Consider the following 23,804-nt stretch of genomic DNA (forward strand, 5'->3'; position numbering starts at 1 on the left):
CCTTCATCTTTCAAAATGGAGGGATATTAGCGTCCAAATCATACTTTGATATCACGCATCATGAATGATGCGCAGGCGTGCAGGTGTCAGAACGTCGACCGTATATTTCCGCTGAACATGCCGCCGCGAAATACTTTTGCCGTCGGGTCGGTGGTGAAAAGGACCAGATCGCTCTTTTCTTCTGCCGTAACGGTGTACTCTTCATCATTTTCAACAATGACGCTTTCACCTGTTTTCAGTTCAGTTTCACCAATGACGGCGGCCCCCTCAAAAACATATAGCAGCCTTGTTACCTTGCTTACCGGAATAGGCGGCAACTGAAGCTTGTGGCCCTTGTCCAGCCGTGCATCTCCCAGCCATGCCTGAGCGCAGAAAATGAGCGGCGCCCTGTCAGGACCGGCGATGTTTCGCCAGCGGTTTTCACTGTAAGGCGTACCGAAGTCATGAAACTGTACCTGAGGTGCCAGATCGCTTTCGGCGGGACGCACGAAGATTTGCAGGCACTGCATTGTTTCACCTTTGTCACCCTGAATGCGCTCCTCATGCTGGAAGGTATGTCCGGCGTTCATGAGCATCAGCCGGGTATTCGATATCACTTCTTCATTACCGACCGTATCAAGATGCAACATTCGGCCCTTGCGCATGTAAGTGAGGATTTCGTCATCCTTGTGTGGATGCAGGGAGATCACGGTGCCGGAGCGGACATTGGCATGGTCAATCCGACCAATTGCGCCAATCCCACTGTCATCAGATTTCTGCACCATGCCCGGCCAAAGAATATCGATACCGAAGCCGCCTGAGCCATGCTGGTGCTTACTGCTGTTTTCAATTTTAATCATCATTGTCACGCTGTTATCGGGTGAAGGCGGACTCATTCACCAGGCGTAAAACAGCCGGGGCACGGACTCACCGTCTTCACGCTTCACGGATTACTGGAAAGATTCCATTAATACCTGAACCAGTTTTTCACCCTGCGGGGTAGCCCAACTGCCTGCCAGTTCAGCAATCAACTGGTTGGTAGTGGTCAGAGTAATGCCATTTTTGTCCATGCGGCGCAGCGCTATGTCGTCGGCCTTTTTGGTTGGGGAGGCGCCGCCATCAGCCACAACCTGCACATCAAAACCCGCGGCGGCGAGAGTGAGCGCCGGGTATACCGTACAGACGTCGTTGGTCACGCCGGCAATAATCAGTTTATTTCTGCCGGTGGCTTTAACCGCGGCGGCAAAGTTTGCATCGTCCATGGCGTTGACGATGCCCAGACGTTTTATGCGGCCTTCAAACTCTTTCGGCAGGATGGTTTTCAGTTCATCCATCAGCGGCCCCTGCGCGTACTCTTCCATGCTTGAAGTCAGCACCACAGGCATATTCAGAATCGCGGCAGATTTTGCCAGCATCAACGCATTGCGTTTCAGCTCGTCGAACGGCATTGATTTGGCCCAGCCCATGGTGCCGACCTGATGGTCAATTAACAGCATGGCGGCGTTGTCAGCAGTGAATTTTTCGATGCTCATAATTTTTATCCTGTAGGCAATGGTTATCGGGTTAATCTTCCTGATATGCGTCAGACTGCCGCGGGAGATTGTTTGTATTACCCTGTGAATGATTAAAGTATAGGCTGACAATTTTTGGAATAAATAGCTAAAATAAAAATTGAAAATTCCACTGATGGCACAATAAGAATGGAACTTCTTAACCACATGTCCTATTTTGTCGAGGTCGTGAAAGCGCGTAGTTTTCGTGGCGCGGCTAAAACGCTCGGCATGCCAAATTCGACGCTTTCGCGAAAAATAAATGAGCTTGAAAAATATATCGGCCTCAGGCTCTTACACCGGACGACGCGTAAAATCGAGCTGACCGAAGCCGGACAAATTTACTATGACCGGAGCCGGCGTATTATTGAGGAAGCCCGCCTGGCGCATGAGCAACTGGGGGCTATCCTGACACAACCCCAGGGTATGCTGCGGGTTTCCCTTCCAGCCGATTTTGCGGTGGTGATACTTGCGCCGTTAATCAGGGGATTTTCGAAGCGCTATCCGGGGATCAGCTTTGATTTAGATTTAACCCCGAGAAATGTTGACCTAGTTTCGGAGCCATATGATTTAGCGATTCGCATGGGAAGCCTGCCGAATTCCGGCCTTATCGCGCGCAAACTCGGCGCGCTTTCCTGTAGCCTGTATGCGTCACCTGACTATTTGACGATGAACGGAGCGCCAGAAAACCCGGATGCGCTGACGGCCCATGATTGCCTGATTATGCGTCAGGAAAAATCAATGGATTGGTACTTACACCGCAATGAAGAACGCGTAAGTGTCAGGGTAAGCGGGCGTTTTCAGATGAATAGCATCGGCATGATGCGCCGCCTTGCTTCAATGGGCACAGGGATTGCGGTGTTACCTGAAAAAATTGTCGCCGAGGAGGTATCGGACGGTAAACTTATCAGGGTTTTACCCCATTGGGACGCGGACCCGGTCGCGATTTATGCCCTGACTGAAACGCGACTGTTACCCGCCAAGATTCAGGTTTTTATTGAATTCATGCGTGAAAATCTGAGTGAAAGGCGTGATTAATCATCAGGATGATGACCCCGTCCACCTGTTTTGCCGTTACCGGGAATCGAGCTTATTTACCGCTGTTGCGATTAATGAGCGACGTGTTTATCTCCTTCCACTGCCGCTCAGGGATAACTGGCCATGGACAGCGCAACACCCGCATTTATGCGCGAAGCGGCGGAACAAGCCAGACGCGTTTGACACAACAAGGTCGTCAAAAAGCGCGGACACGCTTATGCCGGCCGCGCTTTTCTCCCTTCGCTTACCGATGGCTACAGACGTATCGGCTTGATATTCCAGATTTCTTTGGCGTACTCATCAATGGTGCGATCGGAAGAGAAATAGCCCATATTGGCGATGTTATGTACCGTACAGCGCGCCCATTCTTCTTCGTTGCGATAGAGTTCGTCCACGCGATCCTGCGTATCGATATAGCTGCGATAGTCTGCCAGCAGTTGATAGTAATCACCAAAGTTCACCAGCGAATCAAACAGATCGCTATAACGTTTGGGATCGTCGGGGCTGAATACGCCCGTCGCTATCTGCGTCAACACCCGATGCAGTTCGTCATCGTTTTGGTAGTATTGACGCGGGTTGTAGCCGTTTTTACGCAGTTCCTCCACCTCGTCCGCCGTATTGCCAAAGATAAACATGTTCTCCTCGCCAATGTGTTCCAACATTTCGACGTTGGCGCCGTCCAGCGTGCCGATGGTCAGCGCGCCGTTTAACGCAAACTTCATGTTACTGGTGCCGGACGCCTCCGTACCCGCTAGCGAGATCTGTTCAGACAGATCCGCCGCCGGGATGATGATCTGCGCCAGGCTGACGCCGTAGTTCGGAATGAAGACGACTTTCAGACGATCGTGCAGCGCGGGATCGCCATTGATCACCTCCGCGACATCATTGATCAGGTTGATAATGTGTTTCGCCATATAGTAGGCAGAGGCCGCTTTCCCGGCAAAAATCACCACGCGGGGAACGCGATCCTCCTCAGGGTCATCCTTGATGCGGTTATACAGCGTGATGATGTGCAACACATTGAGCAGTTGCCGCTTGTATTCATGAATCCGCTTAATCTGCACATCGAACAGCGCTTGCGGGTCAACCACGATATTCAGGTTTTCCGCGATATAGTCCGCCAGGCGCGCTTTATTGTCCAACTTGACCTGACGGATTTTCTGCACGAACGCCGGAAAGTCAATGTGCTGCCTGAGTTCGCTCAGTTGGCTTAAATCCGTACGCCAGTTGTGTCCGATGGTGTCGTCCAGCAGTTTGGACAGCGGGCGGTTCGCCAGCGCCAGCCAGCGGCGCGGCGTGACGCCATTGGTCTTGTTGCAGAAGCGATCGGGGAACAGTTTGGCGAAATCGGCGAACAACGACTGCACCATTAAATCCGAGTGCAGTTCCGATACGCCGTTGACTTTATGGCTGGCGACCACCGCCAGCCAAGCCATACGCACCTTGCGCCCGTTGTTTTCATCAATCAGGGAGACTCTGGCGAGCAAGTCGTTATCACCTGGCGCCTGCGTCTGCACATATTCCAAAAAGTTTTCGTTAATCTCGAAAATCAATTGCAGATGGCGCGGCAGAATCTTGCCCAGCATGTCCACCGGCCAGGTTTCCAGGGCTTCCTGCATCAGCGTATGGTTGGTATAGGAGAAAACCTTGGTCACCACCTGCCACGCGTCCTGCCATTTGAATTTATGTTCGTCGATCAGCAACCGCATCAGCTCAGGAATGGCGAGCACCGGATGGGTATCATTGAGGTGGATGGCAAATTTTTCCGCCAGATTATCGTAGGTTTTATGCATCATCCAGTGACGGCTGAGAATGTCCTGCACCGTGGCGGAAACCAGAAAATACTCCTGACGCAGACGCAACTCGCGCCCGGAATAGGTTGAATCATCCGGGTACAGCACCCGCGATACGTTCTCCGAGTGGTTTTTATCTTCCACCGCCGCGAAATAATCACCCTGATTAAATTTACCCAGATTGATTTCATTACTGGCCTGCGCGCCCCACAGACGCAGCGTATTGGTGGCGTCCGTATCAAAGCCGGGAATGATCTGATCGTAAGCGCAGGCCACGACTTCCTCGGTTTCCAGCCAGCGGGCTTTCGAGCCCTCTTGCTGGATACGTCCGCCAAAACGCACTTTGTAACGCGTGCTGTGACGGGGAAATTCCCACGCATTGCCGTATTCCAGCCAGTAATCCGGCGATTCAGCCTGCTGCCCGTTAACAATATTCTGCTTGAACATGCCGTATTCATAGCGAATGCCGTAGCCGCGTCCCGGCAGCGCCATCGTCGCCAGCGAATCCAGGAAACAGGCGGCCAACCGGCCCAGACCACCGTTACCCAAACCGGGGTCAGTCTCTTCCTCTAGCAAATCGTCCAGCGCCAATCCCATGTCGTCCAGCGCGCCCTTCAGGTCGTCGTACAACCCCATCGCCAGCAGCGCGTTGGATAGCGTTCGCCCCAGTAAAAATTCCATCGAGAGGTAGTAAACCTGACGCACATCCTGCGAAAGCTGTGCCCGGTTGGAGCGCAGCCAGCGTTCCACCATGCGATCGCGCACCGCCAGCAGCGTGGCGTTCAACCAGTCATGTTTATTGGCGATCGACGGATCTTTGCCAATAGCGAACATGAGTTTGTAAGCGATAGAATGTTTCAGCGCTTCCACACTGAGCGTTGGTGAACTATAGATAAACGGAGAGTTCATAATATTCATTCCCAAGTGAGTGCTAACACAAGCGTTGATATAGCGTCTGATAAGACTGCGCGGCCACCTTCCAGCTAAAGTCCATTGCCATCGCCTGACGCTGGACATAACGCCACAGTGTAGGACGTGACCACAACACAAACACGCGGCGAATCGCTCTGGAAAGCGATCCCACATTACAATCGTTAAATACAAACCCGCTCGCCAGCCCGTCCGCCAGATTTTCCAGCGAACAGTCCGATACCGTATCGGCCAGCCCCCCCGTCCGGCGCACCAGCGGCAACGTGCCGTACTTCAGCCCGTAGAGCTGCGTCAGGCCGCAGGGTTCAAACCGGCTCGGCACCATGATCACGTCCGCGCCGCCGATGATGCGGTGTGAAAACGCCTCATGGTAGCCGATCTGTACCCCGACCTGGCCGTGGTACTCTGCGGCGGCGGCCAGAAATCCCTGCTGCAAATCCGCATCGCCCGCCCCCAGCACCACCAGTTGTCCTCCTTGATCCAGCAGGTCCGGTACGGCGCTCAGCGCAATATCCAGACCTTTTTGGCTAGTCAGCCGGCTGACGATGGCGAATATCGGCGCCTTATCATTGATCTTCAGCCCCATTGCCGTTTGCAGATGCCGTTTATTCTCGGCTTTATTCACCAATACATCTCGATTGTAGTGGCTGATCAATAAATGATCATGCGCCGGATTCCAGATCGCATCGTCCACCCCGTTGAGAATGCCGGACAACCGCCCTGCTTCTTCGCGGGATTTCAGTAACCCCTCCATGCCATAGCCGAATTCCGGCAAAGTGATTTCATGGGCATAGGTCGGGCTGACGGTAGTGACATGATCGGCGTAATACAGCCCCGCTTTGAGATAGGAGATCTGTCCGTGGAATTCCAGCCCGAAGACCTGAAAAAAATCCGGCGGAAGTTGAAGCTCCGCCATATGACGGGCGTCAAACAACCCCTGATACGCGAGATTATGGACGGTAAACACCGATTTCGCCGGACGATTGCGGGCGGCAAGGTAGGCGCAGGCCAATCCCGCGTGCCAGTCATGGGCATGCACGATAGCCGGCCGCCAGTAATGATCCAGCCCACAGGCCAGCTCACAGGCCATCCAGCCCAGCAGCGCAAAGCGTAAATAGTTATCCCCATAGGCATGCAAAGCGGGATCGTGATAAGGGCTTCCGGCACGGCCATACAAATCCGGCGCGTCGATCAGATAAATACCGACCCCGTTGAATTGGCCGAACAGCAACGTGACATGCCCGGCGAAAGTATCCAGCTCACGCACGACCTGCGTACTGGCGATACCCTTTTTCAGATCGGGAAACGCCGGCAACAGCACCCTGGCATCCGTCCCGGCGGCAAGCTGCGCGGCAGGAAGCGCCCCGGCGACATCCGCCAGCCCGCCGGTTTTCAATAATGGAAAGAGTTCTGAACAAACATGTAATACCCGCATCATTACTCCTGTTTGTCACTATGACTGTTTTATCACGGCGCCTATTACAGTTTTTCCAGCATCGTCCTTGTCACCAGCACCACCCCTTCTTCCGAGCGATAAAAACGGCGGCTGTCTTCTTCCGCGTTTTCGCCAATGATCGTGCCTTCCGGGAGTTGGCAGGCGCGGTCAATGACGCAGCGGCGCAGGCGGCAGGAACGCCCGACGGTGACGTCCGGCAACAGCAGTGTTGAATCAATATTGCAAAACGAATTTACCCGGACGCGAGGAAACAGCACCGAATGGGTCACCACCGAACCGGAAATAATGCTGCCGCCTGAAACCAGCGAGTTCATGGTCATGCCGTGGCTGCCGGAGTGATCCTGCACAAATTTGGCCGGCGGTAATGATTCAATCGCCGAGCGAATCGGCCAGTTACGGTCATACATGTCCAGCTCCGGCGTCACGGACGCCAAATCCAGGTTCGCCTGCCAGTACGCCTCCAGCGTACCGACATCCCGCCAGTAGGGATGACCGCTCTCACCCGAGGTTACACACGAAAGCGTAAAAGGATGCGCCCAGGCTGAATGCTGCGCGACAATTTTCGGGATCAGATCCTGACCGAAATCATGGTTGGAATCCGTCACGCAGACATCCTCTTCCAACATGTGATAAAGGTAGTCCGCATTAAAAACATAGATCCCCATGCTTGCCAGCGCCATATCCGGGTTATCCGGCATCGGGATCGGGTTCTGCGGTTTTTCCGCGAAATCGAGGATACGGTGCTGTTTATCCACGCTCATAACACCAAAGGCGCAGGCCTCTTTCAGCGGCACCGGCAGACAGGCCACGGTACATTCCGCCCCTTTTTCCACATGGTCGATCAGCATGCGCGAATAATCCATCTTGTAGATATGATCGCCTGCCAGTATCACCACATACTCCGCCCGATAGCGGCGAATGATATCCAGATTCTGACAGACCGCATCGGCGGTGCCGCGATACCAGTTTTCGGCGGCGTTACGCTGCTGTGCGGGCAGCAGATCGATAAACTCGTTCATTTCCACATTCAGGAAAGACCAGCCGCGTTGAATATGTTGCACCAGCGTGTGTGATTGATACTGGGTAATCACCCCAATACGCCGGATGCCGGAGTTGAGGCAGTTGGACAGGGCAAAATCAATGATGCGGAATTTACCGCCGAAATGCACGGCGGGCTTGGCGCGTTTGGCCGTCAGCTCTTTCAAACGCGTTCCCCGGCCCCCTGCCAGAATTAGCGCCACAGACTTGAGCGGTAATTGTCTTGCCAGCATCAGAGGATCGTTTTTATCATTACTCACCATGGCTAACTCCTTCTTATTTTATTTTGTAAGGATACAGACCGCCTGCGCATTCCCTTGCCATACCCCATTGTTGATCCGGTGATCCTTCTCATCAAACGGTGGCGAAACCGTCCACTGTCCTGTCGGCAGGGTGAAATGTCCCTGGTGCGCGCTGGCGTTAATCACCAAGAGCCAGCGCTCGGAAAGCAAAATTTGTAACTGCCTTTCACCTTGTTCCCACTGTTGCGGGGTTAAGGGTTGCCCGTTGATATCCAGCCATTGAACGACGTTGTCGCCCTCCTGCCACCAACCTTCCTGCTGTAACGCCGGCAGGGTACGGCGCAGATGGATCAGCCCGGCGGTAAACCGGAGCAGAGCCTGATCGACGTTATCCCAGTGCAGCCAGGTCAGTTCGTTATCCTGACAATAGGCATTGTTGTTACCCTGCTGACTGTGCCCCTGTTCATCACCCGCCAGCAGCATGGGGGTTCCCTGCGATAGCAGCAGCGTCGTCAGCAATGCCCGCTGGCTGGCCTGACGCCGGCGCTGTGTCTCCTCATCGGCATCCAGCCCTTCCGTCCCGTGATTATTGCTGAAGTTGCTGTCGGTGCCGTCGCGGTTGCCTTCACCGTTGGCGTCATTGTGTTTATGGTTAAAACAGACCAGATCGCGCAGCGTAAAACCGTCGTGCGCGGTCAGTTTGTTGATAGAGGCATAAGGCAGGCGTTCATGGTGCCGGAAGATATCGCTGGAGGCGGCAAAACGACGGGCGAAATCGCCGAGGCAAACATCGCCATGCAGCCAGAAGCGCCGCATATCGTCACGATACCGATCGCTCCATTCGGCAAACGGCGCAGGGAACCGACCCAATTGATAACCCCCGTTGCCGATGTCCCACGGTTCGGCAATCAGTTTGCAGCCTTGCAAACGCCCGTCATTTTTGATGGCGATCAGTAGCGGCGCGGAAGCATTGAAATCGGGCGTGCGTCCCAGCACGGTCGCCAAATCAAAACGAAAACCGTCGACATGACAGGCTTCACGCCAGAAGCACAGACATGCCATTACCCAGGCCGCCACCGCGGGATGATTAAGGCGCAGCGCGTTGCCGCAGCCGGTCCAGTTGTGGTATTCGCCCTGTTCGGTCAGCCAGTAATAGCTACGGTTATCAATGCCGCGCAGGGAAAGCGTCGGCCCTGCCGCATCCAGTTCGGCGCTGTGGTTGAACACCACATCGAGAATGACTTCAATGCCCGCGTTATGCAGGGCTTTTACCGTATCGCGAAATTCATTCAGCGCATCGTCACCGGCCGCCAGGCTGTTATCCACGGCGAACGGCAGCAGCACGTTGTAACCCCAGTAGTTACGCAACCCCCTCTGCTGTAGCCGTGGTTCATCCGCGTGTTGCTGAACGGGCAATAACTCCAGCGCCGTCACGCCCAGCGTTTTCAGATAGTCGATCATCACGGGGTGGCCCAGCGCCGCGTAACTGCCGCGCATGGCTTCGGGAATATCAGGGTGTAATTGCGTCAGCCCGCGCACATGGGCCTCATAAATTACCGTCTGGCTCCACGGCGTCTGCGGATAACGGTCGTCCTGCCAGTCGTAATCCTCTGCGATGACGACACACTTCGCCATCACGCCGGCGCTGTCTCGTTCATCACGCCGATCAAGTCCGCCGTGCAGACAATCGTTATCGGCTACCCAGCCATCCAGCAGGCGGGCACAGGGATCAAGCAGCAGCTTATGCGGATTAAACCGCAACCCCGCGGCGGGCTCAAACGGCCCCGACACCCGAAACCCATAGCGCAGACCGGGCTTCGCGCCGGGAAGAAAGCCATGCCAGATATCCCCGCTGCGATGCGTTAATTCCAGCCGTTGCTCCTGTTGCCGTTCATCGAACAGGCACAGTTCGACCCGTTCGGCATCGGCCGAAAACAAGGCGAAATTAACCCCTTCGCCATCATAGCTTGACCCCAACGGGGCGGGCCTGCCCGCTTGCAATACCGTCATTTAAGCCTCCTTCACCAGATACAGCGTGGCCAGGGGAGGAAGCGTTAACGACAGTGACTGGGGGCGTTGATGGCTGCCGATATGTTCGCTCTCCACCAGCCCTTCGTTGCCCAGATTAGTGCCGCGATAGTAACCGGAATCGGTATTAATGATTTCGCGCCAGCGGCCGGGCTGGTTAACCCCGATGCGGTAACCGTAGCGCGGTACGGGCGTGAAATTGCTGACCACCAGCACTTCATTGCCCTGTTCGTCGCGCCGCGCAAAGGCAAACACCGAGTTTTCCCGATCGTCCACCACCAGCCACTCGAATCCCTGCGGCTGAAAATCCAGTTGATACAGCGGCGGCTGCTGGCGGTAACAGTGGTTGAGATCGCGGACCAGTAGCTGAACGCCGCGGTGCCAGCCTTCCGGTTCGTCCAGCAAATGCCAGTCCAGACTGGCGTCGTGATTCCATTCACGCCCCTGGGCAAACTCACAGCCCATAAACAGCAGTTTTTTGCCGGGATAAGCCCACATGAAACCGTAGTAAGCGCGCAGATTGGCGAACTTCTGCCAGACGTCGCCGGGCATACGGTCAAGCAGCGATCGCTTGCCGTGCACCACTTCGTCATGGGAAATCGGCAGGACAAAATTTTCGCTGTAGGCATACAACAAGCCGAATGTCAGCCGATCGTGGTGATATTTGCGGTGAATCGGATCGAGCTGCATGTAAGACAGCGTGTCGTGCATCCAGCCCATATTCCATTTGTAATGGAACCCCAGACCGTCGCAGTCCGGCGGCAGCGTGACCCCCGGATAGTCCGTCGACTCTTCCGCAATGGTCACCGCGCCGGAGTAGGCATGGCCCAGCATCTGGTTGGTGTAACGCAGGAAAGCAATCGCTTCGAGGTTCTCTTTGCCACCGTAGTGGTTCGGCACCCACTCCCCTTCGGTACGGCTGTAGTCGCGGTAAATCATTGACGCCACCGCGTCCACCCGCAACCCGTCAATGCCATAGCGCTCCATCCAGAACAGGGCGTTGCCCGCCAGATAGTTACGTACTTCATGACGTGCGTAGTTGTAAATCAGGGTGTTCCAGTCCTGGTGGTATCCTTCGCGGGGATCGGCGTATTCGTACAGCGCCGTACCGTCGAACCGGGCCAGACCATATTCGTCGCCGGGAAAATGTCCCGGCACCCAATCCAGCAGCACATTGATGCCCGCCTGGTGAAAAGCGTCGACAAACTGCCTGAATTCCAGGGGCGTACCAAAGCGGCGCGTCGGCGCGTAAAGTCCGAGCGGCTGATAGCCCCAACTGCCATCAAAGGGGTGTTCATTGATGGGCATCAGCTCGATATGGGTAAACCCCATCTCTTTAACGTAGGCAATCAGTTGTGCCGCCAGATCCTGATAGCTCAGCCAGAAATTGTTATCCGCATGCCGCCGCCAGGAACCCAGATGCACTTCATAAATGGAAATCGGCGCCTGTAAACCATTCGCCTGACGGCGTACGGCATTAACGGGCACGTTTTCCGGCAACGGGGTAATCAGAGAAGCGGTATCAGGGCGCATTTGCGCTTCGAATGCATAAGGATCGGCTTTCAGGCGGACGTTGCCTTGACGGTCAATCATCTCGTATTTATACAGCAGCCCCTGCGTCACGCCGGGGAGAAACAGCTCCCAGACGCCATTCTCCTTTCTTAAGCGCATGGGATGACGACGCCCGTCCCAGAAATTGAATCCCCCCACCACCGAAACCCGCTGCGCATTGGGCGCCCAAACGGCAAAACGCGTCCCCGCCACCCCATCCAGCGTTTCCAGATGAGCGCCCAAACGCTCATAGGGACGTAAGTGCGTGCCTTCAGCCAGCAGCCAGATATCCAAATCCTGTAACAACGGGCCAAAGCGGTAAGGATCTTCAATCAGCCAGGTTTCTTCCTGCCAGGTGACGCCAAGCTGGTAATGAAAGGTTTTTTTTCTGCGCGGCAACACCCCACAAAAAAATCCGCGCGTATCAATCCGTTCCAATTCAACAATTTTTCGCCCGGTAGCGGCGTCGATGACCCATACCTTTTGAGCATCCGGTAATAACGCCCTGACTTCTATACCTTTAGCGGTTTGATGCATTCCCAACAGTGAAAAAGGATCGGCATAATATCCGGCGATGAGTGCGTTGATTGCATCAGAAAAATCTGGCATGGCATCCATCCTCTGATTAACCATTTGAATTAAATAAATATGTTTTATAAACAGGTCATCGTAATGCTGTTATATTTCACCTCGACAGGAATTAAAAAAACAATAAAAACAGTCAATTGATAAATGAAACGTCATGATGCCATGTGAAAAAAATAATTTACGGTATAAAATAATTCACTTGATAACGACTTATTACTCAGCGTAGCCAAAGAACGATGAAATATCTGAGACGTCACCGAATTTTTCTGTTTATATTTATACAAATAAATTATGCAAATGTGCTTTTAGCATATATTGCACATAATTAATTCGCGTTTGCCGGAAAAGCGATATCGCCAACGTCTTATCTCTCGCGCCATGCTGTAACCTCAACAACACGGCAACCGTAAGCAAGAAAGGTCTAATCCGTTGTGAAGCGGATATTATTAAGAGTGATTTCCTATGGTCAGTCAGATCGATCTGATTCTTTCTTTATTGCAACAGATGTGCGTTTATCTGGTCATCGCTTACCTGTTGAGTAAAACCCCGCTCTTCATCCCTCTGATGCAGGTCACGATCCGCTTGCCCCACAAGCTGGTGTGCTATCTGGTTTTCTCCGTGTTCTGCATCATGGGCACCTATTTCGGCCTGCATATTGACGACTCCATTGCCAATACGCGCGCGACGGGCGCCGTGCTGGGCGGCATGCTGGGCGGCCCCTCAGTCGGCTTTCTGGTAGGATTGACCGGTGGACTTCACCGCTATTCCATGGGCGGCATGACCGCACTGGCCTGTATGCTGTCGACCATTGCCGAAGGGCTGATCGGCGGCCTGCTACACCGTTATCTGACGCAGCGGAATCGCATCGATCTGCTGTTCCAGCCGTTGGTGGTGGGGCTGGCCGCGCTGGTGGCGGAGATCCTGCAAATGGTGATTATCCTGCTGGTTGCCCGTCCGTTTAACAACGCGGTGGAACTGGTGAGAGACATCGCCTTGCCAATGATGATCACCAATACCATCGGTTCCGCCATGTTTATGCGTATTCTGCTCGACAGGCGGGCGATCTTCGAGAAGTACACCTCGGCTTTTTCCGCCAAAGCATTGAAAATCGCCGCGCGCGCCGAAGGCGCTTTACGTCAGGGCTTCAACCAGCAAAACAGCATGCGCGTGGCGCGTATTTTGTATGAAGAGCTGGGGGTAGGGGCCGTCGCCATCACCGACCGCGACAAACTGCTGGCATTCATCGGGCTGGGCGACGATCACCACATCGTCGGCTCGCCGATCACCTCATTGCATACCCATCGGGCCATTGATAACAATCAGGTGGTCTACGCCGATGGCAACGAGGTGTCTTACACCTGTTCCATTTCCTCCGGTTGCAAACTGGGTTCAACGTTGGTTATCCCGCTGCGCGGCGAAGAACAGCGTGTCATCGGCACCGTCAAACTGTATGAACCCAAGAACAAGCTCTTTTCAAGTATGAATCGCACACTGGGAGAAGGGATCGCCCATCTGCTTTCCGCACAGATCCTGGCCGGACGGTTCGAGCAGCAAAAACAGTTGCTGGTGCAGTCGGAAATCAAGTTGCTTCACGCGCAAGTCAACCCGCATTTTTTGTTTAACGCATTGAACACCTTATCGGCGGTGATTCGCCGTAATCCCGACCACGCGCGCAAGTTGGTGCTGTCCCTATCGACTTTTTTTCGCAAAAACCTCAAACGCAGTAATGATGAAGTGTCGCTTAACGACGAGATGGAGCACGTCAACGCTTATCTGGAGATCGAGAAAGCGCGCTTCGCCGACCATCTGACGGTGGAGATATCCCTGCCAGATGAATTGCTGGAAGCCCGTTTACCCGCGTTCTCCCTGCAACCTATCGTCGAGAACGCCATCAAGCACGGCATTTCCCAGATGATTGAGAGTGGTTATATTCATATCAGCGGACGCCTGCTCGCCAATACGCTGGAACTCACGGTGGAAGACAACGCGGGCATGTATCAGCCTCCCGATGGCGGTGACGGGCTCGGTATGAATCTGGTGGATCGGCGCATCAAAGCCCGCTACGGCAACCGCTATGGCATCACGGTGGTTTGCGAAGCCGACAAATTTACCCGTGTCGAGGTACACGTACCGCTGATTTCACCGCGCAACTCGCTGAAAGATATGGGTAAGGCCGCCTAACCGCCGATAGCGCACACGTTGATTCAGCGGGGCTGTGCCGCAGACTTGCTTTCGGGTGGTGGAATGCGCGCGGAGTAAGGGAATTCGTTGATTGTCCGTGGCGCAACCCGTAAGCCGGATTGCGCCTGATTAAAGGCAGTTACAACAGAATGCGCAACATACGGCGCAGCGGTTCAGCCGCTCCCCACAGCAGTTGATCGCCCACCGTGAAGGCGGACAGATATTCCGGCCCCATGTTCAGCTTGCGCAGGCGGCCAACCGGCGTCGACAACGTACCGGTCACGGCGGCTGGCGTCAGTTCACGCATCGTGATCTCACGATCGTTCGGCACCACTTTCACCCAGTCGTTATGGGTTGCCAGCATTTGCTCGATTTCCGGCAGCGCCACGTCTTTTTTCAGTTTGATGGTAAACGCCTGGCTGTGGCAGCGCAGCGCGCCCACGCGCACGCACAGGCCATCAACCGGGATCGCCTGGCTGGTGCCGAGAATTTTGTTGGTTTCCGCCTGACCTTTCCATTCTTCGCGGCTTTGACCGTTATCCAATTGCTTATCTATCCAGGGAATCAGGCTGCCCGCCAACGGTACGCCGAAGTTATCGGTTGGCAACGCGCCGCTGCGCGTCAAGGCCGTCACTTTGCGTTCAATGTCCAGAATGGCTGACGCCGGATCTTGCAGTTCGCCGGCGACTTCGCCATGCAGAATCCCCATCTGCGTCAACAGTTCACGCATATGGCGCGCCCCGCCGCCGGACGCGGCCTGGTAGGTCGCCACCGATACCCAGTCAACCAGATCGTTGGCAAACAGTCCGCCCAGCGACATCAGCATCAGGCTGACGGTGCAGTTACCGCCGACGAACGTCTTGATGCCTTTATCCAGCCCCTGCTTAATCACCGCGCGGTTAACCGGATCAAGAATAATCATGGCCTCATCCTGCATACGCAGTGAGGACGCCGCATCAATCCAGTAGCCCTGCCAGCCACTTTCACGCAGCTTCGGATAGACCTCATTGGTATAATCACCACCCTGGCAGGTAATGATAATATCCAGCGCCCGCAACGCCTCCAGATTGTAAGCGTCCTGCAACACGCCTTGCTGACCCCCCGGCGCCGGTGCGGGTTCGCCGTGCTGGGAAGTGGAAAAGAACGCCGGGCGGATTGCATCAAAATCGCGTTCTTCCATCATGCGCTGCATGAGAACCGAACCGACCATACCGCGCCAGCCAATAAAACCAACATTTTTCATGGTAACTGTCCTGCCTTGGGGGTAACAAAATTTATTCTGGCGATTAACACCGATGCGACTTGAAAGAAGACGGGTGTATTGTAGTAAACACATTTAGCGTCAAGTATTTCCACCATACAAAATGTACATAAAGTCGCAAGTGAATTTATTCGATAGCCCCACGTTTTTTAGCAGTCATTCTAATGTTGTCATCCTTGATGCGGGATGGCAAAGTCACCGTGCGATTTCAGGAAATAGGATTTGAGGAGCAAAAAAACCACAATGACAGAAATGATCTCGGCAACGGTTCTGTTGCTGCTAATAATGGACCCCCTCGGCAATCTGCCTATCTTCATGTCGGTATTGAAGCATTTAGATCCCAAACGCCGACGCGTGGTGCTGATCCGCGAGATGCTCATTGCACTGGGGCTGATGCTGATTTTTCTTTTTGCCGGCGAGCGGATTTTGGCGTTTCTCAACCTGCGCACGGAAACGGTGTCCATCTCTGGCGGTATTGTGTTGTTCCTGATCGCCATTCGCATGATATTCCCCTCAAAGGAGGGAAACAGTAGCGGTCTACCCGCGGGTGAAGAGCCCTTTCTGGTGCCATTGGCGATCCCCCTAGTCGCTGGCCCGTCGATCCTCGCGGCGCTGATGCTATTGTCTCACCAATACCCGAATCAGTTGTCGCACATGACCCTCGCGCTCGGCATCGCCTGGGGCATCACTTTCATTATCCTGTTGATGTCGGATCTGTTTTTACGTCTGCTGGGAGAGAAAGGCGTCAGCGCACTGGAGAAATTGATGGGGTTGATTCTGGTGATGCTCTCAACCCAGATGTTTCTGGACGGAGTACGCGCATATATGAAACTGTGAACCGGGAGCGATTTTCAGCGCCATATCGTGGCGGCCTGAAGGCGGCGGGCAAGAATGCCCGCCTGAATGTCAACGATGATAAACCGGGGCGCGCTTATACCGGCGGCAAATCAAACAGCAAGATCTCGCTCTCTTTGCCGGCATGAACCATAAACGTTTCTTCGTCCAAAATCGCGAACGCGTCACTGGTTTCCGCCTTGCGGCCATTGATTTCCACGCTGCCGCGCACCACCTGAATCCAGACGCGACGTTCCGCCTGGACCTGATAGATGGATTGCTCCTGGGATTGCAAGGCCCAACGCCATAATGTCATATCCTGAAAGATTTTCAGCGATCCATCACCGGCATCCGGCGACAGCACCCGTTGACGCCCCTGAGACACGTCAAAGCGTTTCTGATCGTAGCGCGGCGGCAACCCGTTTTTTTCAGGGATAATCCAGATCTGATACAGATGCAGTAGTTCATCGCGGCTGGCATTGTACTCCGAGTGACGGATACCGGTGCCCGCGCTCATGATCTGGAACTCGCCCGCCTGAACCTGCGCTTTATTACCCATGCTATCCTGATGTTCCACTGTACCGGAGAGAACGTACGTCAGAATTTCCATATCTTTGTGCGGATGCGTGCCGAAACCCTGCCCGCCTTCAATACGGTCTTCATTAATGACGCGCAGCGCCGAAAATCCCATAAATTGACGATCGTAATAATCGGCAAATGAAAAGGTGTGCCAGCTATCCAGCCAACCGTGGTTTGCATGCCCGCGATCTTGCGCTTTACGTAAAGAGATCATGTCAGTGACTCCCGCATTTTGTTAAGTAAAGTCTAACGGGCGGCACAGAATAAGATAGCGTAAAAAATTTAATGCGCGGTTCAAAAAATCAGAACAGGATAGCGACAAAAGATGACCGCAGAGGAGAACAAACCGCGGGCAAAAAAAAGCCAGCACCCGAGCTGGCTAAATAAATACTGGAAGCAATGTGAGCAATGTCGTGCCTTCACAGCAAAACCGGAAGTTGTTACGTGCACATCGCGCAGAGAGACACCGTCTATACAAACGTCATCTCTGCATGAAATAGCACAAAACAGAGCGACAGGTTTTCCTGGAACGCATGACAATAATAATCATTATCATTCGCGTCTGTAAAGTGTTTTTTCGCTGACTGCCAGACCAGGCTCATGTCATCCCTGATCCCACACCCGGCCCATATCGAGGCGTCAGCAACAAGCAATGCAACCCACGTAATGCGCAATCTTCGCAAATGCTATCTTGTCAGCATTTTTCCTAGAGGGAGAAAGCGTATTGACGATGCCTCTATGCCAGTCGTCATACACCAGCATAATGACTAGACGATTCTCACCGGAACTGAACTGCCTCTCGGCAGCGTGACGATCAGCGCGGTAGCATATTCCGAACTCATCGCGGAAGAGGAATCATTGTAAACCCTTCCCCCCTCTCGCATAAAATCGCCCAGGCTCATTTCAACCGTAACGTTCTGCCTGCCGCTGGCATACAGCGAGACAGTACCTCTGGCTTGCGGGCCCACCATCACATTTAAGGAGGGTGTTCCAAGATCACTTGCCCGCATTTCTACCGGGAAGTGAGGCGTCGCACCTCTGATCAGTCCCAGGTAGGGATTAGGCCGCACTCTCTCATGGTTGGATATACTGGCGATGGAATTCGGGTTACCTTTCAGTTGATTGTTAGAAATAAAACGTCTTTCTGTTGAACGGTAGAGCAATGTATTCTCATTCAGACCCATTGAACGTACGGGATCGTACGCGTTGAGAAATTCCTCTCTCTCTTCATAAGGTAAATCATACACAGAGTTTATGGTTTGCCCGCCTCTGGTATGAACATTTGTTGAACTGGAAGCGTGCTCAGCCGCTCCAGGAGAACCTGGAGAACCGGGACCTGCGCTCCTTGTAATACAAAAATTTCCCATAATATATTCTCTCGCTAATGAATGTTTTATTAACTTCTCCGGTCGTAATTCAAGTTGCATGTGCATTGGCTGCACTGAGTCACCCGAATCACTTAGGGTATAATATTTAATAAAATAAATATCAGGTGTAATTATTCTCCCAATTCAGGCCGACGTTATTATTCAACCAACGTTGCAACACCGTCGCCTTATCAACTAAAATTTCAAAAAGCGAAAAAACATCGGAAGAATCCAGCCCAGATAATGGCTGACGGGTATGAAGGGAAAGTTGCTTTTTTTCACGATGCAGGCCAACAACATATATCGGGTGCTGTAAGCTGAATCTATTAATATCCAGCAATTCAGCAAGTTTTGTATTATCCAATCGTTGGATATCCAGATCCAGAAAGCCCACCATATGAAGATAATTATTTTTATCCGAAAGAATATTTATTTTGATTCCATTACCCAGCTCAAATGCGTAAATATTATCTTCATCAGAATGGCTATAATCGTTATCTATCTTATATTGATCCAATAACTGGGCAATCAGGACATTAAACATTCGGCCTGCGGACATCTCTTTCCCCTTTCACCATGAGTTCAGGAACTCAAACTTCCTGAGAAAACACGAATACCCGTTGAGTGAAAGAAAATAGCTACCGGTTCCCCGCCTAAATCATAAAACCGCATTAACTCACGACGTTCGGCGTTTTCCAGACTTGTCATCCCCGCCCCGCCGGGGATGACAACGCGCAATTATCTCAGGAACAGATCCCGCAAATAGTTAGGCACGGCACTTTCCGCATTGGTGCCAATCAATTCGCAGTCCGGCAACAGATTTTTCAGGCGCTGATGCGCATTTCCCATGACACAGCCTTTACCCGCCATCGACAGCATTTCATAATCATTCATGCCATCGCCGAAGGCGATGCACTCTTTCAGTGAAAAGCCGATAATTTTTGCCACCTGCTCCAACGCATGCCCTTTAGATACCCCCCCCGCCATCACTTCCAGACAGGTCAGCGTGGAAAAACTCACATTGACGCGATCGCCCCAACGCGCATTAATCGCCTCTTCCAATGATAACAACTGCTCATGTGAATCGCAGGTAAAGAACACTTTACTGATGCCATCCGTCTCCAACAGGCCCGGTTCAAACAGTTTATATTTGAAAACCGACTCCTGGAAAAAGCGTTCTTCTTCCGGTCGATGGCGGTTCATGTACCAGTCGTCGTTGCGGTAAACGTGCGTCAGCATGTCCGGGTTATTGTGCATCACGTAATACAGGTCGCGAGCAATGTCCTGATCCAGATTATGACTGAAAATCAGTTCCCCTTGCGTGTTATGTACCCGTGCGCCGTTAGACGTGATCATAAACGCACTGATACCCAGACCATCACGAATTTGCGCGACATCCCTATGATGCCGTCCGGTTGCGAACACAAAATGAATACCTTTTTCTGTCAGCAACCTGAGCGTCTCTTTTGCGTACGGTGATAAGGTATGGTCGGGTGACAGCAGTGTGCCATCTAAATCGGAAGCAACGACATGGTACATAGCGGTGAGATCTAACCTCTGGTGTGGCGGCGGCATTCGCCGCAAAATTTAATTAATGAAGTCGGCAAAGTGAGCCAGAATCAGCTCAAATGCCCGAGCGCGCATATTATCTTTCTCAAACAGAATTTCATGGCGCGCCCCTTCGATAACCTGGGGCGCGCCGCCAGAGCAGGGGTGGCCGGCCTGCGCCAGCGCCTGACTGAAAACGTCCTGACTGCGGTTATCCACCACCCGATCTTCCTGCGCCTGTAATAGCAATATCGGCGTCGTGATATCCGCAGCCCGCGCCAATAGCTGTCTACCCGCGGTCATGGCTTCACGCACCCAATGATAAGTCGGGCCGCCAACGCGCAATTCCGGGTAATCCGCATAAAATCGGACGCTGCGCTGATAGCGCTCACGGCTGTGCGTCAATATATTGACCAGATAGGGCAAGGGCCGCCATTGCCCGGTGCCAATCGCGTAATAGTCACGTACTGAAGGATGATGTTCCGACCAGTCAAGCACTCGCCACGCCAGCCAATGAGGGATCGGCAAATGAATGCCGCACATCGGCGCACAAAGCGCGACGGCATCAAACGCTGCCGGCTGTCGCGCCAGAAAATGCGACAGTATCGTCCCGCCCATCGAGTGTGCCAGCGCGAATCGACGGGTATAAGCGCATGGCGCTATTTGCTGTCGCCACAGCAGAGCAAGGTCATCCACGTAATCACTAAAGCGTAATACGTGCCCGCGGTGCCCATCTTCCAGCAACCGACCGGAACGGCCTTGCCCGCGATGATCCATCATCAGCACGTCATAGCCGCTGTGAAAAAGATCGTAAGCCACTTCGCTGTATTTTACGTAGCTTTCGATACGCCCCGGAAATACCGCCACGACATGCTTATGCTGTGGCGCAGAGAAACGAACAAAGCGGATCGGCACATTATCGACGCCGATAAACTCCCCTTCTTCTCGCTGACGCCAAAAATTCAGTAGATCTCCGGTAACGAAGGCAGAAAACTGCGCTTCTCGCGTTAACAGGCTATTGTGATACGGAATCATCACACATCTCCGGCGCCAGGTCAGTAAAACTATCGGGAAGACTTTTTGAAATAGGAATATCAGCGTATTGTTGCATAAAAAATTTCCAGTAAAAAAACGCAGGGAGTATTTGCTGATGACCATTGACTGGTGGTTAACCTATTTACTGACAACGCTCATTCTCAGTCTTTCTCCCGGTTCAGGGGCTATCAACACCATGAGTACAGGCATCAGTCACGGCTATCGCGGCACGGTCGCCTCGATTGGCGGATTACAGGTCGGGCTGTCGATACATATTGTGCTGGTCGGTATCGGGCTAGGTACGTTGCTTTCACAATCCGTGGTGGCGTTTGATATTCTCAAATGGTTAGGGGCGGCCTACCTCATCTGGTTAGGGGTCCAGCAATGGCGTGCCGCCGGCGCGCTGGATCTCCAGGCGATAGCCAGCGTCATACCGCGCCGCAGGCTCTTTAAACGCGCGATTATGGTGAACCTGACCAATCCGAAAAGTATTGTGTTTCTGGCCGCGCTGTTTCCGCAATTCATCATTCCACATCAACCACAGGTCACCCAGTATCTGGTTTTGGGCGTCACCACGGTTGTCGTCGACGTGGTGGTCATGATTGGCTATGCCACGCTGGCCACGCGGATTGCTGGCTGGCTGAAAGGGCCACGGCAGATGAAAACGCTCAACCGGATATTCGGTTCACTGTTTGTTCTGGTCGGCGCGCTGCTTGCCTGCGCCAAAAAAGCCTGACGCATTTATCCGCCGGGTTTATCTTTTTCAACCGGTCATCCTGAGTTTGATAGGGATACTCAGGGTTAAAACTCCATCACTCGTCATCATTATCAACGTGATCTCGGATCATGCTCATGAAAGGCGAACCAAAACGCTCAAGTTTACGATGGCCTACGCCATTGATGTTTAGCAGTTCACCCGCGTTGATCGGCATCAGCTCAGCCATTTCCAGCAAGGTGGCGTCACTGAACACCACATAGGGCGGCACATTGGCTTCGTCGGCAATGGATTTACGCAACTTGCGCAGCTTAGCGAACAATTTTCGATCATAGTTTCCGCCGTAGGATTTCTGACTGACGCGCGGTTTCAGGTTTATCACCCGCGGTACGGCCAGTTGCAAAGGCACTTCGCCACGCAGCACCGACCGCGCCGATTCGGTAAGCTGTAACGCGGAATGCTGGGCGATATTCTGGCTCAGTAAACCGAGGTGAACCAGTTGGCGCAACACGCTGACCCAGTGTTCCTGCGACTTTTCCCGCCCGATGCCATAAACCGGCAGTTTATCGTGGCCGTACTCGCGGATACGTTGGTTATTCGCCCCGCGCAGCACTTCAACGATGTAGCTCATCCCAAAGCGTTGCCCCACCCGATACACGCAGGAAAGCGCTTTCTGCGCGTCAACCAGACCATCATAACGCTGAGGCGGGTCGAGGCAGATATCACAGTTACCGCAAGTCTGCTGGCGGCCCTCCCCGAAATAGTTCAGCAACACCAGACGACGACAGGTTTGTGCCTCGGCAAACGCGCCCATAGCGTTCAGCTTATGACGCTCAATGTCCAACTGTTGTCCGGCGGGCTTTTCTTCCAGACAACGCCGCAGCCACGCCATATCCGCCGGATCGTAAAACAGCGCCGCTTCTGCGGCCAGGCCGTCACGCCCGGCGCGTCCGGTTTCCTGATAATAGGATTCGATATTGCGCGGGATATCAAAATGCACCACAAACCGTACGTTTGGCTTGTTGATCCCCATACCGAAAGCGACCGTCGCCACCACGACCTGAAGATCGTCACGCTGGAAGGCTTCCTGCACCTGCGCACGGCGCGCATTTTCCAGCCCGGCGTGATAGGCCGCCACGCTTAGCCCGCGGCTTTGCAGACGAGCGCTGATGTCTTCCACCTTCGCCCGGCTGTTACAATAAATAATGCCGCTTTTGCCGCGCTGCCCCTGAACAAACATCCACAGTTGGTCGAGCGGTTTGAATTTCTCCACCAGCGTGTAACGAATATTGGGTCGGTCAAAACTGCTGATTTGAATGAGAGGCGACTGAAGATCCAGCAGTCGAATAATATCGCGCCGCGTGGTTTCATCGGCGGTGGCGGTTAGCGCAATGATCGGCAGTGTGGGGAAATGCTGTTTAACCTGTCCCAGCGCCCGGTATTCCGGCCGAAAATCATGACCCCACTGGGAAATGCAGTGCGCTTCGTCCACCGCAATCAATGCCGGCTGCCAGTGAATGAGCTGGTCGAGAAAACCGTCCGTCGTCAGACGCTCCGGCGCGATATACAGCAGCTTGATCTGCCCGGTGCGACAGCCCGCCATCACCTCAAACTGTTGCTCGCGTGTCTGGGTGGAGTTCAGGCAGGCGGCCGGTACGCCATAAGCCTGTAACTGATCGACCTGATCTTTCATCAGCGAAATAAGGGGCGACACGACCAGCGTCAAGCCATCCATCACCAGCGCGGGGATCTGATAACAGAGTGATTTCCCGCCGCCCGTCGGCATCACGACCAGGCAGTCCTGCCCGCCGATCGTCGCGTTGATGATCTCTTGCTGACCCGGCCGGAACTGCTGGTAGCCAAACGTCTCCCGTAAAACCCGAACAGCAAACGTTTCCTTATTCAATACTTCCGCCGTAGACACGCGTTCCCCAATCCGATGAAATCAAACAGGCGCTATTTTCAGCGCCGTCCGGTAAAACTGCAATGTTTTAAATCGTCATGCGCCATGATTATCGCCATTCTTGCCCACATCCCCGAAATATTTCTCCCGCGTTGTCAGTCTGCGCAAAAAAAATGCGAGCGGACAAC

18 protein-coding genes are annotated in these 23,804 nt (G+C 53.5%); 4 read left to right on the top strand and 14 right to left on the bottom strand.

The features are described from left to right. Window positions 1–86 precede the first annotated feature (86 nt). A complete protein-coding gene (locus EH207_RS15870) occupies window positions 87–842 on the bottom strand; it encodes a pirin family protein (protein WP_246048898.1) in 756 nt (251 codons plus the stop codon). Between the two features lie 87 nt (window positions 843–929). Then, on the bottom strand, window positions 930–1,511 hold the full coding sequence (locus EH207_RS15875) for an isochorismatase family protein (RefSeq protein ID WP_137714860.1): 582 nt from the start codon (window positions 1,509–1,511) through the stop codon (window positions 930–932). A 186-nt stretch (window positions 1,512–1,697) separates the two neighbouring features. Here EH207_RS15875 and EH207_RS15880 point away from each other — a divergent pair, with 186 nt between their 5' ends. Further along, window positions 1,698–2,567, top strand: a complete 870-nt coding sequence (locus tag EH207_RS15880) for a LysR family transcriptional regulator (RefSeq protein WP_217496104.1) — start codon at window positions 1,698–1,700, stop codon at window positions 2,565–2,567. A gap of 254 nt (window positions 2,568–2,821) precedes the next feature. On the opposite strand, the gene glgP is transcribed toward EH207_RS15880, so the two are convergent. Genes glgP through glgB form a run of 5 tightly spaced genes read right to left on the bottom strand, consistent with a single transcriptional unit; the run spans window position 2,822 to window position 12,223 of the window. After that, on the bottom strand, window positions 2,822–5,269 hold the full coding sequence (gene glgP, locus EH207_RS15885; protein ID WP_137714862.1) for a glycogen phosphorylase: 2,448 nt from the start codon (window positions 5,267–5,269) through the stop codon (window positions 2,822–2,824). 22 nt (window positions 5,270–5,291) lie between these two features. Beyond that, a complete protein-coding gene (glgA, locus tag EH207_RS15890) occupies window positions 5,292–6,725 on the bottom strand; it encodes a glycogen synthase GlgA (protein ID WP_137714863.1) in 1,434 nt (477 codons plus the stop codon). 44 nt (window positions 6,726–6,769) lie between these two features. Continuing rightward, a complete protein-coding gene (gene glgC, locus EH207_RS18190) occupies window positions 6,770–8,047 on the bottom strand; it encodes a glucose-1-phosphate adenylyltransferase (protein WP_175413696.1) in 1,278 nt (425 codons plus the stop codon). A gap of 18 nt (window positions 8,048–8,065) precedes the next feature. After that, window positions 8,066–10,036 (bottom strand): glycogen debranching protein GlgX, encoded by a 1,971-nt coding sequence (gene glgX, locus EH207_RS18195; protein ID WP_175413697.1) that lies wholly within the window; start codon window positions 10,034–10,036, stop codon window positions 8,066–8,068. Further along, the gene (glgB, locus tag EH207_RS15900; protein ID WP_425456715.1) at window positions 10,037–12,223 is read right to left on the bottom strand and encodes a 1,4-alpha-glucan branching enzyme; all 2,187 of its coding nucleotides are present in this window, start codon (window positions 12,221–12,223) and stop codon (window positions 10,037–10,039) included. A gap of 432 nt (window positions 12,224–12,655) precedes the next feature. Here glgB and EH207_RS15905 point away from each other — a divergent pair, with 432 nt between their 5' ends. Further along, window positions 12,656–14,374: a sensor histidine kinase gene (locus EH207_RS15905; protein WP_137714865.1), complete on the top strand. Its 1,719-nt coding sequence runs from the start codon at window positions 12,656–12,658 to the stop codon at window positions 14,372–14,374. 139 nt (window positions 14,375–14,513) lie between these two features. Here the strand turns inward: EH207_RS15905 and asd are convergent, their stop codons facing one another. Continuing rightward, the gene (asd, locus tag EH207_RS15910; protein WP_137714866.1) at window positions 14,514–15,617 is read right to left on the bottom strand and encodes an aspartate-semialdehyde dehydrogenase; all 1,104 of its coding nucleotides are present in this window, start codon (window positions 15,615–15,617) and stop codon (window positions 14,514–14,516) included. Between the two features lie 261 nt (window positions 15,618–15,878). Here asd and EH207_RS15915 point away from each other — a divergent pair, with 261 nt between their 5' ends. Beyond that, window positions 15,879–16,472, top strand: coding sequence for a YhgN family NAAT transporter (locus EH207_RS15915; RefSeq protein WP_137714867.1), 594 nt, complete (start codon window positions 15,879–15,881; stop codon window positions 16,470–16,472). Between the two features lie 94 nt (window positions 16,473–16,566). On the opposite strand, the gene EH207_RS15920 is transcribed toward EH207_RS15915, so the two are convergent. The 5 genes from EH207_RS15920 to pldB form a co-directional block, all read right to left on the bottom strand. Further along, window positions 16,567–17,262, bottom strand: a complete 696-nt coding sequence (locus tag EH207_RS15920; protein ID WP_137714868.1) for a pirin family protein — start codon at window positions 17,260–17,262, stop codon at window positions 16,567–16,569. A gap of 553 nt (window positions 17,263–17,815) precedes the next feature. Further along, window positions 17,816–18,475, bottom strand: coding sequence for an AvrPphF family type III effector (locus EH207_RS15925; protein WP_217496105.1), 660 nt, complete (start codon window positions 18,473–18,475; stop codon window positions 17,816–17,818). Between the two features lie 61 nt (window positions 18,476–18,536). Then, window positions 18,537–18,974, bottom strand: coding sequence for a CesT family type III secretion system chaperone (locus tag EH207_RS15930; protein WP_137714869.1), 438 nt, complete (start codon window positions 18,972–18,974; stop codon window positions 18,537–18,539). A 179-nt stretch (window positions 18,975–19,153) separates the two neighbouring features. Next, window positions 19,154–19,954, bottom strand: coding sequence for a sugar/pyridoxal phosphate phosphatase YigL (gene yigL / locus EH207_RS15935; RefSeq protein WP_137714870.1), 801 nt, complete (start codon window positions 19,952–19,954; stop codon window positions 19,154–19,156). Window positions 19,955–20,002: 48 nt separating this feature from the next. Next, window positions 20,003–20,998 carry a lysophospholipase L2 gene (gene pldB, locus EH207_RS15940; RefSeq protein ID WP_137714871.1) on the bottom strand — a complete coding sequence of 332 codons (996 nt, stop codon included), beginning with the start codon at window positions 20,996–20,998 and terminating at the stop codon, window positions 20,003–20,005. A 115-nt stretch (window positions 20,999–21,113) separates the two neighbouring features. On the opposite strand from pldB, the gene rhtB reads away from it, so the two are divergent. Beyond that, window positions 21,114–21,734: a homoserine/homoserine lactone efflux protein gene (gene rhtB / locus EH207_RS15945; RefSeq protein WP_137714872.1), complete on the top strand. Its 621-nt coding sequence runs from the start codon at window positions 21,114–21,116 to the stop codon at window positions 21,732–21,734. 76 nt (window positions 21,735–21,810) lie between these two features. On the opposite strand, the gene recQ is transcribed toward rhtB, so the two are convergent. After that, a complete protein-coding gene (recQ, locus tag EH207_RS15950) occupies window positions 21,811–23,637 on the bottom strand; it encodes an ATP-dependent DNA helicase RecQ (RefSeq protein WP_137714873.1) in 1,827 nt (608 codons plus the stop codon). Window positions 23,638–23,804: the final 167 nt, after the last annotated feature.

The organism is Brenneria rubrifaciens (assembly GCF_005484945.1).
GTDB classification, from domain to species: Bacteria; Pseudomonadota; Gammaproteobacteria; order Enterobacterales; family Enterobacteriaceae; genus Brenneria; species Brenneria rubrifaciens.

Coding starts and splice junctions, on each gene's coding strand:
- rhtB (WP_137714872.1), top strand. CDS start 21,114: ATGACCATTGACTGGTGGTTAACCTATTTACTGACAACGCTCATTCTC.
- glgB (WP_425456715.1), bottom strand. CDS start 12,223: ATGGATGCCATGCCAGATTTTTCTGATGCAATCAACGCACTCATCGCC.
- EH207_RS15920 (WP_137714868.1), bottom strand. CDS start 17,262: ATGATCTCTTTACGTAAAGCGCAAGATCGCGGGCATGCAAACCACGGT.
- asd (WP_137714866.1), bottom strand. CDS start 15,617: ATGAAAAATGTTGGTTTTATTGGCTGGCGCGGTATGGTCGGTTCGGTT.
- EH207_RS15905 (WP_137714865.1), top strand. CDS start 12,656: ATGGTCAGTCAGATCGATCTGATTCTTTCTTTATTGCAACAGATGTGC.
- EH207_RS15915 (WP_137714867.1), top strand. CDS start 15,879: ATGACAGAAATGATCTCGGCAACGGTTCTGTTGCTGCTAATAATGGAC.
- glgA (WP_137714863.1), bottom strand. CDS start 6,725: ATGCGGGTATTACATGTTTGTTCAGAACTCTTTCCATTATTGAAAACC.
- EH207_RS15875 (WP_137714860.1), bottom strand. CDS start 1,511: ATGAGCATCGAAAAATTCACTGCTGACAACGCCGCCATGCTGTTAATT.
- glgX (WP_175413697.1), bottom strand. CDS start 10,036: ATGACGGTATTGCAAGCGGGCAGGCCCGCCCCGTTGGGGTCAAGCTAT.
- pldB (WP_137714871.1), bottom strand. CDS start 20,998: ATGATTCCGTATCACAATAGCCTGTTAACGCGAGAAGCGCAGTTTTCT.
- EH207_RS15925 (WP_217496105.1), bottom strand. CDS start 18,475: ATGCAACTTGAATTACGACCGGAGAAGTTAATAAAACATTCATTAGCG.
- glgC (WP_175413696.1), bottom strand. CDS start 8,047: ATGGTGAGTAATGATAAAAACGATCCTCTGATGCTGGCAAGACAATTA.
- yigL (WP_137714870.1), bottom strand. CDS start 19,954: ATGTACCATGTCGTTGCTTCCGATTTAGATGGCACACTGCTGTCACCC.
- EH207_RS15880 (WP_217496104.1), top strand. CDS start 1,698: ATGTCCTATTTTGTCGAGGTCGTGAAAGCGCGTAGTTTTCGTGGCGCG.
- EH207_RS15930 (WP_137714869.1), bottom strand. CDS start 18,974: ATGTCCGCAGGCCGAATGTTTAATGTCCTGATTGCCCAGTTATTGGAT.
- glgP (WP_137714862.1), bottom strand. CDS start 5,269: ATGAACTCTCCGTTTATCTATAGTTCACCAACGCTCAGTGTGGAAGCG.
- EH207_RS15870 (WP_246048898.1), bottom strand. CDS start 842: ATGATGATTAAAATTGAAAACAGCAGTAAGCACCAGCATGGCTCAGGC.